The organism is Levilactobacillus mulengensis (genome assembly GCF_003946045.1).
GTDB classification, from domain to species: domain Bacteria; phylum Bacillota; class Bacilli; order Lactobacillales; family Lactobacillaceae; genus Levilactobacillus; species Levilactobacillus mulengensis.
The window spans coordinates 20,848-37,892 of sequence record NZ_RHNW01000021.1 but is presented as its reverse complement, the minus strand read 5'-3'; the positions used below and the strand labels follow the sequence as shown (position 1 = coordinate 37,892).

The 17,045-nt window shown below is 40.1% G+C and carries 15 protein-coding genes and 1 pseudogene; 9 read left to right on the top strand and 7 right to left on the bottom strand.

Going from position 1 to position 17,045, the window contains the following annotated elements; all coding sequences use genetic code 11:
- Positions 1–148: 148 nt before the first annotated feature.
- Positions 149–1,120: an FRG domain-containing protein gene (locus tag EKM84_RS14380; RefSeq protein ID WP_125766174.1), complete on the bottom strand. Its 972-nt coding sequence runs from the start codon at positions 1,118–1,120 to the stop codon at positions 149–151.
- A gap of 154 nt (positions 1,121–1,274) precedes the next feature.
- Between EKM84_RS14380 and EKM84_RS14500 the strand changes: the two genes are divergently transcribed.
- The 9 genes and pseudogenes from EKM84_RS14500 to EKM84_RS14490 all read left to right on the top strand — a co-directional run bounded on the left by EKM84_RS14500 (position 1,275) and on the right by EKM84_RS14490 (position 10,436).
- Entirely contained in the window at positions 1,275–1,352 is a 78-nt protein-coding gene (locus tag EKM84_RS14500) for a putative holin-like toxin (RefSeq protein WP_076661461.1), read from the top strand.
- Positions 1,353–1,584: 232 nt separating this feature from the next.
- A pseudogene (locus EKM84_RS14495) lies at positions 1,585–1,918 on the top strand (Y-family DNA polymerase); the annotation flags it as partial.
- Positions 1,919–2,145: 227 nt separating this feature from the next.
- Positions 2,146–2,847, top strand: a complete 702-nt coding sequence (locus EKM84_RS13335; protein ID WP_125766173.1) for a toll/interleukin-1 receptor domain-containing protein — start codon at positions 2,146–2,148, stop codon at positions 2,845–2,847.
- Between the two features lie 7 nt (positions 2,848–2,854).
- Positions 2,855–3,334, top strand: a complete 480-nt coding sequence (locus tag EKM84_RS13330; protein WP_125766172.1) for a nucleotide-binding domain-containing protein — start codon at positions 2,855–2,857, stop codon at positions 3,332–3,334.
- A gap of 100 nt (positions 3,335–3,434) precedes the next feature.
- Positions 3,435–3,869: a hypothetical protein gene (locus tag EKM84_RS13325; protein ID WP_125766171.1), complete on the top strand. Its 435-nt coding sequence runs from the start codon at positions 3,435–3,437 to the stop codon at positions 3,867–3,869.
- Between the two features lie 254 nt (positions 3,870–4,123).
- A complete protein-coding gene (locus EKM84_RS13315) occupies positions 4,124–7,291 on the top strand; it encodes a type I restriction endonuclease subunit R (protein WP_125766169.1) in 3,168 nt (1,055 codons plus the stop codon).
- Positions 7,292–7,304: 13 nt separating this feature from the next.
- Entirely contained in the window at positions 7,305–8,927 is a 1,623-nt protein-coding gene (locus EKM84_RS13310; RefSeq protein ID WP_125766168.1) for a type I restriction-modification system subunit M, read from the top strand.
- Positions 8,917–10,161: a restriction endonuclease subunit S gene (locus EKM84_RS13305; protein ID WP_125766167.1), complete on the top strand. Its 1,245-nt coding sequence runs from the start codon at positions 8,917–8,919 to the stop codon at positions 10,159–10,161. Before EKM84_RS13310 ends, EKM84_RS13305 begins: the two co-directional genes overlap by 11 nt.
- 185 nt (positions 10,162–10,346) lie before the next feature.
- Positions 10,347–10,436 carry a putative holin-like toxin gene (locus tag EKM84_RS14490; RefSeq protein ID WP_072672334.1) on the top strand — a complete coding sequence of 30 codons (90 nt, stop codon included), beginning with the start codon at positions 10,347–10,349 and terminating at the stop codon, positions 10,434–10,436.
- Positions 10,437–10,591: 155 nt separating this feature from the next.
- Here EKM84_RS14490 and EKM84_RS13295 read toward each other — a convergent pair whose 3' ends face one another.
- The 6 genes from EKM84_RS13295 to EKM84_RS13270 all read right to left on the bottom strand — a co-directional run bounded on the left by EKM84_RS13295 (position 10,592) and on the right by EKM84_RS13270 (position 17,044).
- On the bottom strand, positions 10,592–11,716 hold the full coding sequence (locus EKM84_RS13295) for an ArdC-like ssDNA-binding domain-containing protein (protein WP_125766166.1): 1,125 nt from the start codon (positions 11,714–11,716) through the stop codon (positions 10,592–10,594).
- A gap of 3 nt (positions 11,717–11,719) precedes the next feature.
- A complete protein-coding gene (locus EKM84_RS13290) occupies positions 11,720–11,935 on the bottom strand; it encodes a hypothetical protein (protein WP_027823051.1) in 216 nt (71 codons plus the stop codon).
- A gap of 122 nt (positions 11,936–12,057) precedes the next feature.
- On the bottom strand, positions 12,058–14,196 hold the full coding sequence (gene topB / locus EKM84_RS13285) for a type IA DNA topoisomerase (protein ID WP_125766165.1): 2,139 nt from the start codon (positions 14,194–14,196) through the stop codon (positions 12,058–12,060).
- Between the two features lie 16 nt (positions 14,197–14,212).
- Complete coding sequence (locus EKM84_RS13280) at positions 14,213–15,082, bottom strand: conjugal transfer protein TrbL family protein (protein WP_064523813.1); 870 nt, start codon at positions 15,080–15,082, stop codon at positions 14,213–14,215.
- A gap of 12 nt (positions 15,083–15,094) precedes the next feature.
- Positions 15,095–15,502, bottom strand: coding sequence for a hypothetical protein (locus EKM84_RS13275; RefSeq protein WP_064523816.1), 408 nt, complete (start codon positions 15,500–15,502; stop codon positions 15,095–15,097).
- 12 nt (positions 15,503–15,514) lie between these two features.
- Complete coding sequence (locus EKM84_RS13270) at positions 15,515–17,044, bottom strand: VirD4-like conjugal transfer protein, CD1115 family (RefSeq protein ID WP_105450214.1); 1,530 nt, start codon at positions 17,042–17,044, stop codon at positions 15,515–15,517.
- Position 17,045: the final 1 nt, after the last annotated feature.

The window sequence follows — 17,045 nt, the reverse complement described above, 5'->3', positions numbered from 1 at the left end:
GTTGCTCCTTGGAACTCACACGCGCATAACCGATTTTAGCCATTTCCAATTCTCCTTTTGGACAGTTCTAATGAACATTTGTAATTCCTAGTATAGCACAGAAATAAAAAAGACCAATAGGGTATACCCTAATGGCCGTCACGCTAATTTATTGAAAAGGGAAAAATTCTCCTTCCCCTAGATTATCTGTATTTAAACTTGAATTTATAACTTTTTGATTTCCATTTGCCATTTGCAATAAATCTTCTAGGGCTGTAGCTTTTGAATGAAAAGGAGATTCTTGATAGGCGATTTCCCAATCTCTCAAAATATTATAATCTTCTGAAAACTCTATGTTCTTTTTAACACCCTCAAAATCCGGAAATAATATGGTACTGATGGCTCCGTTTTCTTTTAAACATTTTTGTAAATAATTTCGATCTCTTTGCGGTAGTTCGAAAGTTATTTTTTCTAAAAGAGTTTCATTATTCCATGAGTATTTATTGCCGGATTGCTTCAAAAAATCATCAGGATTATTAGATTGAAGCCAATCAGCCAATATTTTAATTTGAGAGCTTCGAATTTTAGCCTCATTGTTTACTTTTGCGCTATCTATGCTAGATAGTAGCCCCTGTTGTGCTTTCATTCTTTCGTTTTTATCATCTGTATCATATACTATTAGCGGTAATTTAGGATATTGATTCTTTAACTCATCATATAAGGTCTTATTAAGTCTATATATGCAATACTTGTGCTTGTTGAAGTCGTCTCTAAGACAATACATTTTACAAAGATCGATTTGTTGATCCAAAATATTGTCATTAACAAACTGTTTAATATAACTGGTGAATGCAAAGTATAAAGCTACATAGACCGAATAACTCCAGTCGAGATAACTAGTGCTGAGTCCGTAGTGTTGAGAAAGGCCATCTGCCAGCCCATTCATACCTACTTCTGAATACCCTCGTTCAGCGGCTTTTTTAACAACGTCAGAATAAATATTATATTGGTCAAAACTGACGTCTGCTTTTAACTTTCTAGCTAGAGTTGGAACTAAATCATATTTTTCAAATGCACACCCTCGATAAATGAAATTGCTATTAGCCTTAGCTTCTGAAATGATTTCTTGTAACCTAGCCAATATTTTATTCCTCCTGTATAATTAAAGTTAGTAGAGAAGTTAAGGCGGTGGCTATTTCCAATCGGAGGTGGTGCTTATGGTGTTAAACCTTTAAAGCCCATAAATCCTAACGAAAGGAGTAGCCTAAGTGTCCGTTGCGGACGCTTTACAATTAATGCTGGCTTTTGGTACGTTTATCGTAGCCTTAATCGCATTAATTGTTGAGCTGATCAAAAGTCAGCAAAAAAAATAACCGCCTTAGCTCTGGCAAGCTAGCGGTTATTAAATATCGTTAAAATCGGCCACCGTCTTAAACGGCTCTACATGGGAAGTCCTGTTCACGCGGGGCTTCCTTTTTCTGTCTACATTATAGCATGACTATAACTGACTTTCGACTATTTTTAATCAGATTTCTAACAGCCCTCAGGGAGCACAAGCTTGGTTTTGTGCCACAATACAGGTAAAAGCTAACGGAAGTGATCTAAATGTTTTTTGATGATGAACCGCATGGCGTGTTCTTCTTAATCGATAACAAGTCCTTTTATGCTAGTTGCGAAGCCGTTTGCCCGAGGACTTAATCCCTTAAAAGTCCCATTAGTGGTCCTTAGTGAAGCTGAAAATACCAATGGTGGGCTTATTTTAGCCACGTCACCCGAAGCTAAGCACTTATTTCATCTTAAAGCCAATGTCTCCCGTAAACGTGACTTACCAAATGACCCCAGGTTGTGGGTCGTGCCACCGCGTATGAACCTTTATATTCAACGTAATTTGCAGATCAATCAGATCTTTCATCAATTTACCACTGAAAAAGAAGTTTTCCGAAATATTGACATAAGAACCCTCGTTGGTTAGAGGGTAATTTTTAATATAATCTTCAATTTAAAAACCACTATCATCAACAATTTGTTGTTGAATGATCAATTATTCAATTTACTGTTTTTAAATATTGACGTGGGAGATGACGATGCTAATTTTCTACTCTAAATTGTAAAACTGTAGGTGAACCATTATGATTGTATGTAAGAACAAACAGGGGGTAAAATTGAATGCATAAGGGCTATCGTATCAGTGAAAGTATGATTAATGAAAACAATTTAATAAATGATAACTTCAATACACAGAAAATCCATGAGGAACTTAATATTTTGGATTATGTTCAACCCAACAACGGGAAAATTGAAATTGATGGTACAGAACTAATGAAAAAGTGGTTTCCATTGCAAAGTGACAAGAAAATCTTTGTAAGTCATTCTCACGGTGATTTTAATGTTGTTAAAAAATTTGCAGGTTACCTAGATAACCAAGGAATAAAGGCATTTATAGATGCTGCTGTGTGGGGAGACAATGATAGGCTGATTGATACTATTAATCGTACATATAACAAGTTACCTGGCGAGCAAAATACCTTTTACTACTCCGAAGATCATGTGATCACTTCAAATATAGATATGCTGCTCATAAGAGCGTTAAATAGAATGATTAATTATTGTGACATATTTATTTTTATTGAATCCGAAAATTCTACACAGGATGGTAGTACTTATTCTCCCTGGATAATGGAAGAGTTAGAGCTGCAAAATATTCTAGCTCATATCCAATCTAATAAAAAAGTTGAAAAAAGGGCCATTTTTCATGATGATATTAATGTAACGTTCTCCCATGATATTCAACAAAACTTAAAGGAATTGACGCCTATTAAAAATTTAGAAGATTTTGAAATAGTGTTGAATTCCATTAAAGAGGCTTAATTAAATAATGAAAAATGTGTGCTATAAACTAAGAGATGTACCTAGAATGTCCACACGAAGCTTTGCTACTGGGACTGGCGAAGCTGATAACACAGAAGAATTTGCTGATGAAAAATGGAGTATTCATGTTCAACACTATGTTAAAATTGAAGCTAAAATTGAATATAAGGGCTTTTCTCAGCATACATTGGAATATTTTAATAGAAACTTTGGTTATATTCCAATTGGTAGTCAGGGGGAAATACACTTTAAGGTTAATATTCCGAAAACATTGAACGTTCCTTCAAAAATAAAATGGTATTGGAAAATTAGGAATGTTGGGTCAGCCGCAATTAAACATAATAATATTCGAGGGCAGCTTGTTAAAGGAAAGACTGAACAGGAAGAATCCACATCGTTCGCGGGCCCTCATTATGTTGAATTTTATGGTATAAAAAACGAGATTGTACTTGTTTTTGGAAAACTAGAAGTGCCGTTAAAAGAATGAGTAATGTAGGCTTATATGCGAGTATGATTTAATTGTTGCTTAATTTTTCTGAAGTAGGAAGGTTAATTGAATAAATAGTAGTCATAAAAATGGAGATTTCATGGATAATAAAAAAAGTGATTTAAAAACGACTGAGGAAGACAAACGGCTTCATCTGCAATTTATTGAAAATGCAATTGATAGAATGGGCTCAAATTCTTTTCTAATTAAAGGATGGTCAATAACCGCATTGGGTGGGTTGATTGCAGTATATATTGCAAATCAGAATAAACAATGGAGCTACCAATTACTGATTCTCATATTTGCTCTTGTAGTTATGTTTTGGGGACATGATGCCTATTATCTCCGATTAGAGCGCCAATATCGGAAATTATATGAAAGAGTCGTAGATACTGACAAAGAGAAAATTGATTATTCTATGAAGCCGCTCATTAACGGAGAAAAAATATTATGTGTCGCGTTGGCCCCAATTTTGATTTTTAGTTATGGGATTGTTTTCGTTTCATTGCTTTTTATGCTCTATATTTTAAAATAATAAACCATTCGGATATCGGACAGTCCCCTTTCATAAAAGAATTTGATTTTAATTTGTTCAGAATAGTTTATTCTAGATAGAAAGATCAGCTTCTAAAAAATGTGTTTGTGTTAAAAACTATTTTAAAGGAAGCTGATCTTTTTTGTTCGAACAGTATCCAAATTAATTTTACAATTTACCTAGCGTCTAAATGCCAAGCAGTTCGCGTATAATAAACTAGTGAGTAATTTAAAGGTGGGGGAAGGACTGTTTTTATGTTGGAACTGTCGTTTGAAAAAGAAGTTGTTAAAACCTTAACGACCGGGAGTAACCAATGGGTGGAACGAAAAGACCTATATGGTGCGACCCCGGATCAATTATGGGCTAATTTTCGCGATAAATTAAATAACAATAACTATGCTAAATTGCAGGGACACCCTTTAACTGATACTGAATTTAATCAAGTTAAACGGGCGATTGAGGTCCGGACACCTTATGAAGCGGCTAAATTACTAGCCGCCGAAAATGGCATTGGCAAAGTGGAAGTTGAACGTGATGATGCTAAGCTGGGCACGGTGACGCTCGAGTTGTTTTGGAAAGCGGACGTTGCTGGCGGTAAATCTAGTTATGAAGTAGTCCGGCAAGCAGTGCGACCACGGTTAGCTGGTACTCAAGATGTCGATCCTGATCGCCGTTTTGACGTAACCCTATTGATTAATGGGTTACCCTTAATTCAATTGGAACTAAAAAAAGCCACGGTCGAACTTAACCAGGCTTTTAATCAAATTGAAAAATACGCGCAGGAAGGTAAATATACGGAAATTTACTCGCTGTTGCAAATGTTTGTGATTATGACGCCAGATAGTACGGCGTATTTTGCGAATGCCGAACCGGATCGTTTCAACAAAGCCTTTTTGTTTAATTGGCGGACACGGGATAATCACCCCGTGGAAAACGGCTTAGCGTTCACGCGCCAAGTCCTTAATATTCCCATGGCCCACAAAATGGTCAGTGAATATACGGTCATCGACCAAGAACGTCAGAGCTTAATTCTCTTACGGCCTTATCAGATTTATGCGATTGAAGCCGTGATGCACCGGATTCACGACCATCAAGATGGCTTTGTTTGGCATACCACGGGTTCTGGTAAAACACTCACCTCATATAAAACCGCTAAATTAGCTGCGCAAGATCCTGGTGTCGATAAGGTCATCTTCTTAGTTGACCGGCGGGATTTAGACGAACAGACAACTAGCAACTTTAGTGCCTATGCCGCCAATGACGATATTGCCATTAACGAAGCCCAAAATACCGGTGATTTAATGCGTAAGTTGCAACAAAATGACGGTAAGGTCTTGGTTACCTCGATTCAAAAACTCCATCGGGCGGTCAAAAAAACGCAAGCCCAGCTGGCAACCGGTAAGCAATCCCGCTTTAGTAAGACTTTAAAGCAACGGGTGATCTTCTTTGTTGACGAAGCCCACCGGTCGCAGTTTGGTAAGATGCAAAAGGAAATTCGGGCAGCGTTTATCAATAGTAACTGGTATGGTTACACTGGCACCCCCATCTTTAATGAAAATAAGAAACAGCTCAAGGGTGATCTAGCGGTCACGACTGAGGAGCTATTTGGTAAAGTCTGTCACGTTTATAACTTGCGAGATGCCTTAGAGGACCAAGCCGTGTTACCGTTTAATGTGGAACACGTGACAACGATTGGTAAAGACGCTTTAATAACCCGGGCCCTTGAAAAAGAAACCAATCGTGTTAAAGCTCGTCGTGATAAGCAAGGCCGCCTGTTGAGTACAGCTGATGAAGCAAAAATTCAAGCCAAGATTCAAGCGATGTCAGTAAAGGACTTGGAAGAAACGTATTTAACTCCGGCTGACTTTGAGACCGATGAACATATTAACCAAGTTGTTCAATATATTTTACAAAAAGGCCCGCGTAAAACGAGTTTGGGTCATGGCAACTATAATGCGATTTTGACCACCAGTTCCATTGAAATGGCGCAACGCTATTATCAAGCCTTTAAAGCCGCGAAAAAGACTACTCACAATCAGCTAGATCCTGATTGGCCCCGAATTGCGATTACTTATTCATTAAGTGAAAACGAAGATCAGAGTGCGCACAAACATGACCAAATGGCCACCATTTTAAAGGATTATAATCAGCAGTATCACACTAATTTTGATTTAGCCGATTTGAATCTCTATAACGAAGATGTCGCAAAACGGGCTGCCCGGCGTGAGGCGGTCTTTGCTCATTTGAAACCGGATCAGGAAATTAATCTAGTGATTGTGGTGCGACGGTTATTAACGGGTTTTGATGCCCCTCGGCTAAATACGCTCTTTGTTGACCGCACCTTAGCTTATCAAGAACTCATTCAAGCCTACTCACGCACCAACCGGCTCCAAAACCGGGAATTAAAACAAGAAGGCCAAATTGTGACCTTTCGGGTACCGGCAATCATGGAAGCTAATGAACGTGAAGCTTACAAGTTATATAGTGGCGAAGGCTCTTTTAATGTCATCATTCGTCCCACTTATCAGCAGGCCGTCTTAAAATTTCAAAAGGCCGTGGTCGCTTTAAAAGCCATTGCCCCAACGCCGACGGCGGCCGATGACCTTAAAGGAACTACTGCCAAGGTACAGTTTGTGAAAGCCTTTCGCCAAGTGAATCAACAATTGAATTCCTTATCCATGTACAACGATTTCACTTGGGAAAACAGTGAAAAGGCCTTTGGTATCGCTCAGCCCGAAGTAGAATCCTATACGGGTAAATATCTGCGGATTAAAGCGGCGGTTACTAACCAAGAGCCTGAGAAAGTCCCCGAAGAATTAGCTGCCTTAGACTTTTCCCTAGCCGTTGGTTCAGTCGTCTTGGTGGATTATGATTATTTGACGCAATTAATTCAAGATTGGATTGATGAACAGCAACAGTACACGACACCTGATCAAGCCCAAGCCCATATGACCGATTACCTGCAAAATAGTGCCAAAGTACAGGCTAATTTGAATAAATTAGCGGAAACGCAACCGCAACAGGCCCAGTTAATTCGCGAAGCCATGCCTTATATTGAGCAACAAATGCAACAGTCTCAGCAACAGAGTGACCAAAATCAAGCGCCAGTAGCGTTGAACGCTCGGGAGTTGGTGGCTGATTACGCCCAGAAACAATTGGTCCAAAAAACGACGGCCTTTGCCCACACATGGGGCTTAGATCAAGCAGCCCTATTACGGGTGGCGCGTGAACACACCGTGGGGACTGATGAATGGCACCATGAACAAGAATTAACGCAGTCAGCGAATTTAGCAGCGGCCTTACAAGCTCAAACTGCCGCTGGGCCTGAGATTCCAGCTATTTTGCCACTATACCGGATTAAGTCCCAGGCTGCTTGGCGACAGTTTATTGAACACGATTTGGCAATCTATTTACAAAAATAAGTGAGGTTAAACAATGTCAGAAAAAACAACGCAAGCTAGTCAACTTGAAAGTGCCCTATGGAATGCGGCCGATGTCTTACGCGGGAAAATGGACGCTTCTGAATATAAAAATTATTTATTAGGGTTAATTTTTTATCGGTTCCTATCCGAGAAAACCTTGACGACCTTTAGTGAATGGGCGGGTGAAACCGAAAATGTCACTCAGAAATATGCTCAGTATATGGATCCTCAGTTCGAGTTGGAAGGTGTCTCGGTGCAGCCCAGTTTAGTGGAGTATTTGCAAAACACGCTCGGCTATTTAATTCAACCCCAGGCGTTGTACGCCACCCTGATTGGCAAGATTCAAGCCCATACTTTTGCGTTAGACGATTTATCTCAAGCACTTCATGATCTGGAACAGTCGACACAAAATCTATCTTCAGCGCAAGACTTTTCGGGCTTGTTTGCCGATGTGGATTTAAGTAGTAATAAATTAGGCAGTTCTTTACAACAACGGAATCAAACTATCAGTGATACCATGTTAGCTTTAAATACGATTGATCTCGTCCATCATCAAGGCGACGTCTTAGGTGACGCCTATGAATACTTAATTGCGCAATTTGCCAGTGATTCTGGTAAGAAGGCGGGTGAATTTTATACTCCACGGCAGGTGTCCGACATTATTGCCCAGATTGTGACTTATCAGCGCAATGCAGGTGACAAACAAGTTCGAACTATTTATGATCCAGCGGTTGGTTCCGGTTCACTGCTGTTGAATGTGGGACAACATGTGCAAGACCCCAATTTAGTGAGTTATCACGGCCAAGAATTGAACACCACGACCTATAACCTGGCCCGCATGAACCTCATGTTACATGGAGTCTCGTATGACGATATGCACTTACGCAATGGTGACACGTTAAGTAAAGATTGGCCGGTTGACGAACCTTACTTATTTGATGCGGTCGTCATGAACCCGCCCTACTCGGCACACTGGGATAACAGTGATAAACGCTTGTCTGATCCCCGTTTCCGCGACTATGGCGTCTTACCACCTAAATCTAAAGCCGACTTTGCCTTTCTGCTACACGGCTTTTATCATTTGCAGGAACATGGGACTATGGGCATTGTCTTACCCCATGGCGTGTTATTTCGAGGTGCTAAAGAAGGCAAGATTCGCCAAAAGCTCCTGTTAGATAACCGGATTGATGCCATTGTTGGGCTACCCGCTAACATTTTTCATTCCACTAGTATTCCAACGTTAATCATGATTTTAAAGAAACACAAAACCACTGACGACGTCTTGTTTATTGATGCGTCCCGGGAATTTGAAAAGGACAAGAATCAAAATAAGCTAACGGCAGCCAATATTCAAAAAATTGTGACGACTTATCAAAACCGGCAAGATGTCGATAAATATGCCCACGTGGCCTCACCGGCGGAAATCAAGGAGAATGACTACAACTTAAATATTCCGCGCTACGTTGATACGTTTGAACTGGAACCCGAGATTGATCTGGACCAAGTTAAAGCCGATCTGAAGCAACTGGACGAGGAAATCAGTCAGAATGAACAAGCCTTTAATGAATTGGCTAGCCAGTTAGTGACCACCCAGGTTAATGACCAGTCAAAACCGGAGGCCCACAATGAAAGATAACCAAGCTAAATATCCGCAATTAAGATTTAAAGGTTTCACTGACCCTTGGGAAAAGCAGAAGCTGGGAGAACTTGCTACGTTCTCTAAGGGCAAAGGTTATTCAAAAGGTGATCTGGTCCCCGATGGACATCCAATCATCCTGTATGGACGGCTGTATACGAAGTATGAGACCAATATAAAATCGGTTGATGATACATTTGTTGTCGATAATGCAGATTCAGTTAAGAGTGAATTAGGCGATGTGATTGTACCGGGATCTGGAGAGACGGCAGAAGACATATCGAGGGCGTCTAACATTGAAGTTGCTGGAATAATCCTTGGTGGTGACCTCAACGTAGTCAAACCATCGAAGGAAATGCTCGACAGCTCCTTTCTAGCCATTACAATCTCAAACGGTTCACAGCAGAAAGAGCTCACACGTCGGGCTCAGGGAAAGTCAGTGGTTCATCTGCAGAATTCTGATCTTCAGACAGTTCAAGTTAGATATCCTTCCCTAAAGGAACAACGTAAAATTAGCCAGACCTTTAGTAGTCTCGACAACCTGGTCGCAGTCACCCAGCGTAAGTTAGCTAAGCTTAAGGAATTTAAACAGGGCTATTTGCAGAAATTGTTCCCCAGAAATGGTAGCAAGTTCCCACAATTAAGATTTGCAGGGTTTGCTGACGCTTGGGAAGAGCGTAAGTTAGAAGAATTATCCCTAGTTTTAACAGGGTTTCCATTTAAAAACGAAGATTTCGTTGACAATGGAAAATATTTAGTTATTACCAACGGAAATATTCAAAATGAATCTTCTATCGTAGATGTATCATTAGGTAATAGAGTAGATGATCTATCTGATGAGATTAAAGAACGATATTATTTAAACAAAAATGATATTTTAGTCACAATGGATGGAACCGTTGGAAGGACTGCTAAAGTGGTAGATGATAATATGATTTTAGCCCAACGAGTTGCCCGACTAGTAGCCAGTAAAAATACTGAATTTGTATATCAATTGTTAAATCAAGGTTCCTTTTTTAATGAAATGAAAAAAGTGTCCCATGGTGGCACTATTAAACATATCTCTTTAAATGAAATATCCAATTATAGTGCTACGGTGCCTAGTAACGATATTGAGCAACAAAAAATCGGATCATTCTTTAAACAGATAGATGACACTATCGCTCTTCATCAGCGTAAGCTTGAAAAACTCCAGGAACTCAAAAAAGGGTATCTACAAAAGATGTTTTGCTGAGCTTAATTTGATCAAATTTAGGATCCTATGAAACCCCATGACTTAATTTTTATTGTGCTTGGTCAACACTTAATTCACCTGTATAATGGATTACGCAGGAAGTTTTAAGGGCGGTAGCTGTCTTTTCCCTTGCGAGGTGAGGCCCATGGGAACATGGAATAATCTTCAGGAAGGTTTCACAGTCAATGAGCGTCTTCCAGACACTCTCGTTGATGTTGCTATTTGCAATGTTTATTTTAGCGTTGCTAACATACATCGACAAAAGGAACAAATAAAAAAGCCGCCCCGATTATAACTTTGGCGAGTTACGGGACGACAGTATCGTTTAGTTAACTAATGCCACCGCCTTTGAAGCGGCTTGCATGGGAAGTCTTGTTAGCGCAGGGCTTCCTTTTTCTGTCTCCATTATAGCATGCCCTTTAAAAACTGGCTAACGTTTTAAACTTTGATCAAGTTCGGATTCGGGTTGTTTGATTTCCGGATTCTGTTCAGCAAATGCTTGCAGTTGTTTTTGCGTTCGATTACTGATTTCATGGTGTACATCATTTAATTTATTTTGTAGTTCTGATTTTTGTTGTGGATTAGTTGCTTGCTGAACTTGTTGTTGCAAGCTTTGATAGGACTTATTAAGTGCTTGGGCTGATTGCTTTTTTAGATCATGCTCAGGTTCTTTTTGTGCTTCTTGTAAGCCTAATTGTTTGGTTAACCCGTCGCTAAGCTCAATCACTTTACTGCTCACTTGCTGGATTTCACTTAAAGCGCTATGGATCACAGCTTTATCTTTAGCCCAGGTAGCCACATACCCGAGGGAGTAGTTACTGGTATCAACGCCAATATTTTGCATGGCAACATATGCGACCGCTTCGGCTTGGGTTTCCTGATAGGCTTGCGGGCGATCTTTAAAGGCTGATTTTAACCCATGTAACTGACTATGTGCATATTCGTGATATAACGTCTTTAGTTTCAAGGCATTGTCGGGCTCATCGACACCAATGACGATTTCATTAGTGCTGGGTTGAAAATACCCCTTAGCCCCATTTAGCGTCGCTAAAGGCACTTCACTGACTTTAAGGTCGGTTTGCTGGTTTAAATAATCTTTGAACGCGTTATATAAGCTTGTCACATTCTGATGATCAGCCAAATTTTCTTTGACAAAGTCTTTAGCGCTTAGGACAGGGTCACCACTAGTTTGTGCCACGTCGAAGATGGGTAGGTAACGATAACCAACAATGGCCCGTTCGTCGGTAGTATCAAGTCGCTTTTGCTCAGCGGGTGTTAATTTCTTAATAATCGGTGCCGCAATTCGAATGGACTTAGCGCCCTTATTAACGGTGCGGTTAAAATCTGTTTGCCATTGCTTAAATCCCGCGACCTGGGTCGCTTGCGGATTTTGCGCATAAATCAAATCAATGTTTCTGGCGCTATAATGATGGAATTTAGCCAAGGTATTGAGGTACTTTTTAAATTGGCCACTATCAGTTAATTTTAGGATTTGTTGTTCAGCCTGGGCGACCAATTGTGCTTTCCAGGCTTTAACGTCTGCTTTACTCGGCATTGTCTACCCCTCCTCATCTTCAAAAATATCATTCAATGTCGGCAATGATCTTATTTGAATCGAGGTCGTGCCATAAAGGGCAACGTAACCGTCAGATAATTTTTGCCAAGCTACTTGATAATAAGCGCCGTTACCAGTGATTTCCTTTAAATACTTGTAGGGTTCTTTAGCCTGCAGAACCGGTAATTCACTCCCAATGACTGCTAATTCGTTATCCATATTTATGATCTCCTTTGTTTTGCTAATCTTACCCGTTATTTAGGTTTACTTTTGGGGTTGTCAAAGTGAACCTAAATGACGGGTTCACCAACCGGAACAACGTGAAGGGCGGTAGACAGGATCTAATCAAAATCAAAACTTAATTTATGGCCGTCAAGCTTTAACTTGGCGTCAAACGGCTTTCCCTTTTTGCTCTTGAATCCCTTTAGTTTGCTGGTTTCACCCTTGGTGACTAAGGCTTTGATCGCAGTTTTACCAAGGGTTTTGCTGCTCCATTTCTTGGGTAAGGTAAAGTCTTCGCCTTGCTTAGGCTTCACAATGTAAAACTTCTGTTTATTTAAAACGGTCGCTTGCGGTGTTTCTAAGAATACTTCGGCGGCTTTTTGCGTTTGCTGTTGGTGATCGATTTGTTGCTTAATGGCTGCACTGCCAGTCAATTGCGTGGGAACATCAGCAATCAACTTTGCCACGAACTTTTTGATTTGGTTCAAAAAGTTATCTGGGGTACGTTCTTCGGTACTGATTTGTTGTAACGCTTGCTCCCATTTCGCTGTCATCTCTGGGCTAGTTAACAAGGGTTCGAGTTCGACCGCTTTACATAAAGTAATCCCTGCTTCACTGACGTGTAACTTGTTCTTTTCAGTGACGAGATAGCCGCGCTTCTTTAACACTTCCAGCACATTTGCCCGGGTTGCACTTGTCCCAATACCTTGCACGTCTTTGAGAATCGCCTGGGCTTCTTCATCATCAAGCGTTTTACCGGCGGTTTTCATTGCCGTAATCAGGGTACCTTCGGTAAAGGGTACCGGTGGTGTCGTTTCTTTTTGCGGCGTTTGCAGGTTTGCTTGGACCTGATCGCCTTGGTGAACGAGCGGTAAAGTTGCTGCTGCTTGCTGGTCGGCTGTGTGATCATCGAATAATGCTTGCCAACCTTGCTTAGTTGGAACCTTACCGGTTGCTTTAAAATTGGCGTCACCAACTTGGGTAATAATGGTGGTTTCCTCGTACTCGTACGGATCAGCAAACATCGCTAACGTCGTTCTTAAAACCAAATCATAGACCTGTTGCTGTAATTTAGGTAAGGCCGCTAATTGATTTTTCGTCGGCACGACTTTAGTCATAATAATGGCGTAGTGTTCTTCAACCTTTTTTCCATTAACATAGCGCTTATTCGGGGTGATATTGGTTAAAGCGATTCGCTTAGAGACTAACCCCAGATACTTCGTCAGATTAGCCACTAAATAATCAAATTCTTCATCAGTGATATAAGCACAATCGGTTCGGGGATAGCTAAGAAATTTAGCTTCGTATAAACTCTGAATGGCCGCTAAGGTTTGGCTTGCACTGGCATGATACCGTTTATTCATGGCACTTTGCAGACTGGATAGCGAAAATAGTTGGGGACTGGCACTCTTTTTAGCCTGCTTTTGCACGTCCTTGATTAAACCGCCCTGTGATCCTTTCTGAACGTGTTTAGCTTGCATGAATGCCATTAGCCCTGTTTCGTTTTTAAACCGCTGATAGGGGTCTAATTTTGCGACGAATTTTTGCTGATTGGCTAAAATTTCCGCATTTAGTTCAAAATAGGGTTCCGGCTTAAAGTTTTTGATTGCCTGGTCTCTTTGATAGACCATATATAAGGTTGGCGTCTGTACTCGACCAATCGAATACACCCCGCGTACCCCGTTTTGTCTTAATAACAAAGTATATAAAGGACTGCCATTCATACCAATTAACCAGTCACTAATTTGACGGGTTTGGGCTTCTTTATAAGTCAAATAGTCTTTGTGCCAATCACCAAGATTTTTAAAGCCGGTAATAATCGCGTCTTTTTCTAGGCTATTCAACCAAAGGCGCTTAATCGTTTTCGACTTAACATCAATATGCGCTTGGTTCATGATCGACCACGCGATATTTGACCCTTCTCGGTCGCTATCTGTGGCAACAATCACTGTATCTGCTTTCGTTAGTAAATCTTTGACGACTTTAAACTGCGTTTTCTTATCGGTTGGCACGATAAACTTGTATTTATCGGGGAAAATCGGTAAATTAGATAGCGCCCATTGCTTGTACTTTTGATCGTATTTTTCTGGTGTTGCTAATTCGACCAAATGGCCGAATCCATACGTGATTACAGTATTTTGGGGCAAAACAGGGTCACTAACCGTATAGTAACCCTGTTTTTTTGTGCTTTTTTGAAATGCCTCAACGTATGACCTTGCTTGGCTCGGTTTTTCAGCTAAGATTACTGTGTTTGACATTTTAATGTTTCCCCCTTTACTGTCCTCTAAGCATGTTTCGTCCAATATTACCCATACCACGCATAACTGACCGTCCAGCACTTTTGGTAATCCCTGTTGAAGCCCAAAAGTCTTGAATTACATGTGGTGTGTGTAGTACTAACCAGCCAAAACCAATAGTTCCCATAAAGGCAACAAAGCTCCATTTTGAGCCAATATGTGTGAAACACCAAATTGATAAGGTTAGTGATAACACTTGGGACAACATGGAAACATTGTAATAGACTAATTTTTTCCACCAGGTTGAGCTATAATCAAAACTTTCACTGGCAATCGACATAGCAACAATCGGGATTGATAAGTTATAAAATGCCATATCTGCAAAGTAGATACACATTTTAAGGAAAAATGCTACGGTTACGATTGCAAAAAAGGCTAGAAATAGTATTTGCATAAATCCTGTAATTTTAATGCTTTTCGTGACTTGTGATGTTGAATAAACAGCGTCTGCGGAAAATTTACCACTCATATCAAACATGCCTTTTGCAAGTGGTAAGATGATTCTTGTTTGCAAAAATGCTTGTAAAAAGACCATGACCGGAATTGCAATTGCGGATCTAACAGCGTCTATAATAATGTTCGCCCACGTTACATCTGTACTTTCGTCCGCCTCGCCAATAAGTGTAATGATAATTCTTGCTAGGACAACCACGACAACCATTGATGTCGCAAAAGCAAGAAATATACCGTACCATGTATCAATGATTGGTAGAGATGTACTTAATTGGTCTAAAATTGCTTTTACACCTGATACAGCAAAGTTCATGATTGATTTAAATACATCTTTCAACCAGTCGTTTATTTTATCTCCAATAATTGACCCAACAACAAAATTTTGTGAGTACATACGCTTTCCTCCTTACTTTGAGACTAAGTTGTTTTTATCTGTCATACCATACATTGCATTTTTAGCTGGTTGATTAGTTTTACCTTGATCCAAAATCAATGAGTAGCCACTATCTGTTTTTTTGATTTTGAAGTAATATTTACCGTCACTTCCTAAATCTTCGTGGTGTGTAAGTTTCAAATATTCAACATTACCTTGCTTTTTGATTGAGTATTTAAAATTCTCGGTCATTGGTTCTTTCCCTAAAATCATGGTGTTATCTTTTTTAAAATTAACGGTATTGCTTTCTTCTTGGCTTGTTAAAGTCCATTCTTGTGCTTGTAACTTTTCTGCGGTGGTTTTATGTCCAAATATAAAAGCAATACCTAGTAGGACTGCTAATAGAACAATACTAGCAATTGTGATTTTCTTATTACTCATCAATATAGCCTCCTAAAAGTCCACATCTTCGTTTTCGTTTTGAACGCTTTTTTGTTGTTTCGTTGCCTGGTCTAATTCGTCTTGCATATCTTCTTCTTCTTCGGGTTTTACATCATTCTTTGCTCTTGTAGCTTTGGCTTTTGCTAACTCCGCTTTCCATTTTTCTACTTTATTCTTAAAGTTGGTTTCTTGACTGGCTTCTGGTTGGCCTTGATAATCGTTCTGTGACAAGTTAACCAAATGATCGGCTCCTGGAAATAGTTTAAATTGGAACGCTTTTGTCGCTTTGACTGGTCGCGCATTACTAAAAATTAATAAGCTCTGATCTTCGGGCATACGCATAATTTCATCGGGTGTCATGAGCGAACGGCTCGTATAGCTGTAACTATCGCTCTTGCTGTGGCTTTCTTCCTTGCTGTGACTGGTACTCTCACTACCGGTTTCAACTTTCACCGTTGATTTGCCTAACAGATCGCTAAAGTATTTCGCAGTCACATCATTAGCGGCATTCAAGCAAATTTTAACCGCATGATTACCTAAGATACTCTCGGCCTTATCCTTGCCATACAAGGCTTGTAGCTGGGTTAACGTCTGACAAATAGTCGTCACACCAATACCATATCCCCGACACGTCGCTAGGAACTCTTCGTACTTAGGAAACTTTCCTAAATTGACAAATTCATCAAGGATAAAGTCCACTTGGTGGGGCAATTTAGCGTGATTATCAGCCGCTAATTTGTATAATTCATCAAATAATTGTGAGAAAAACAGATTGATGAAGCTTTCATAAGTGTTATCCATGACGGGGATAATCACGTACAGCACAACTTTGTCGTTGCCAATCTCTTTTAAATCGAAATCTGAAAATCCTGTAAAGTCGGCAACTTCGGCGTCAACAAACTTGCTGACGGTTGCTAACAAGCTTTCAATGATACTGGCTTTCATCTCTCCTTTGGCTTTTTTGAAACCTAGTTCATAAGCTCGTCTAGCTGGATCAGTCATGGTTAAGTCTAAGAAAAGTGAATCTAGGGGGCTATCAGTTTCATCTTTGTCTGGTTCAACATCAAACTTTTGTAAAATGTTGGTAACTCCTGCTAAGTTGCGTTCTTTTGGCTCTCTGTGGTTCATTACAAATAAGATTAAGGCTTTCAGCAACTGACGTTGGGTACTGAACCACACGTCTTTTTTACCTTCGGCATTTTCACTCTGGACGATCTTTGTTGCCACGGTTTCAGCTTGAATATCCCGTTGAATATAATCAAAAGGATTGTAGCGATCACTATGCGCCATGTTGGCAAAGTTGACGACATGCACTTGATAACCCTGGGCTAACTTAATACCGGCTGTTTTTTCGTATAATTCACCTTTCGGATCAGTTACGACAATGCTGTTCTCCGTTTCATTAAACAGGTTGGTAATGACGACTGACTGGGTCTTATACGATCCTGGGCCCCCAACCACGAAGATATTTCGATTCGGCTTGGTACTGTTATTCTGGTAAACAATCTGTTTATCCACGATCCCTAAAATGGTGCCATTCATG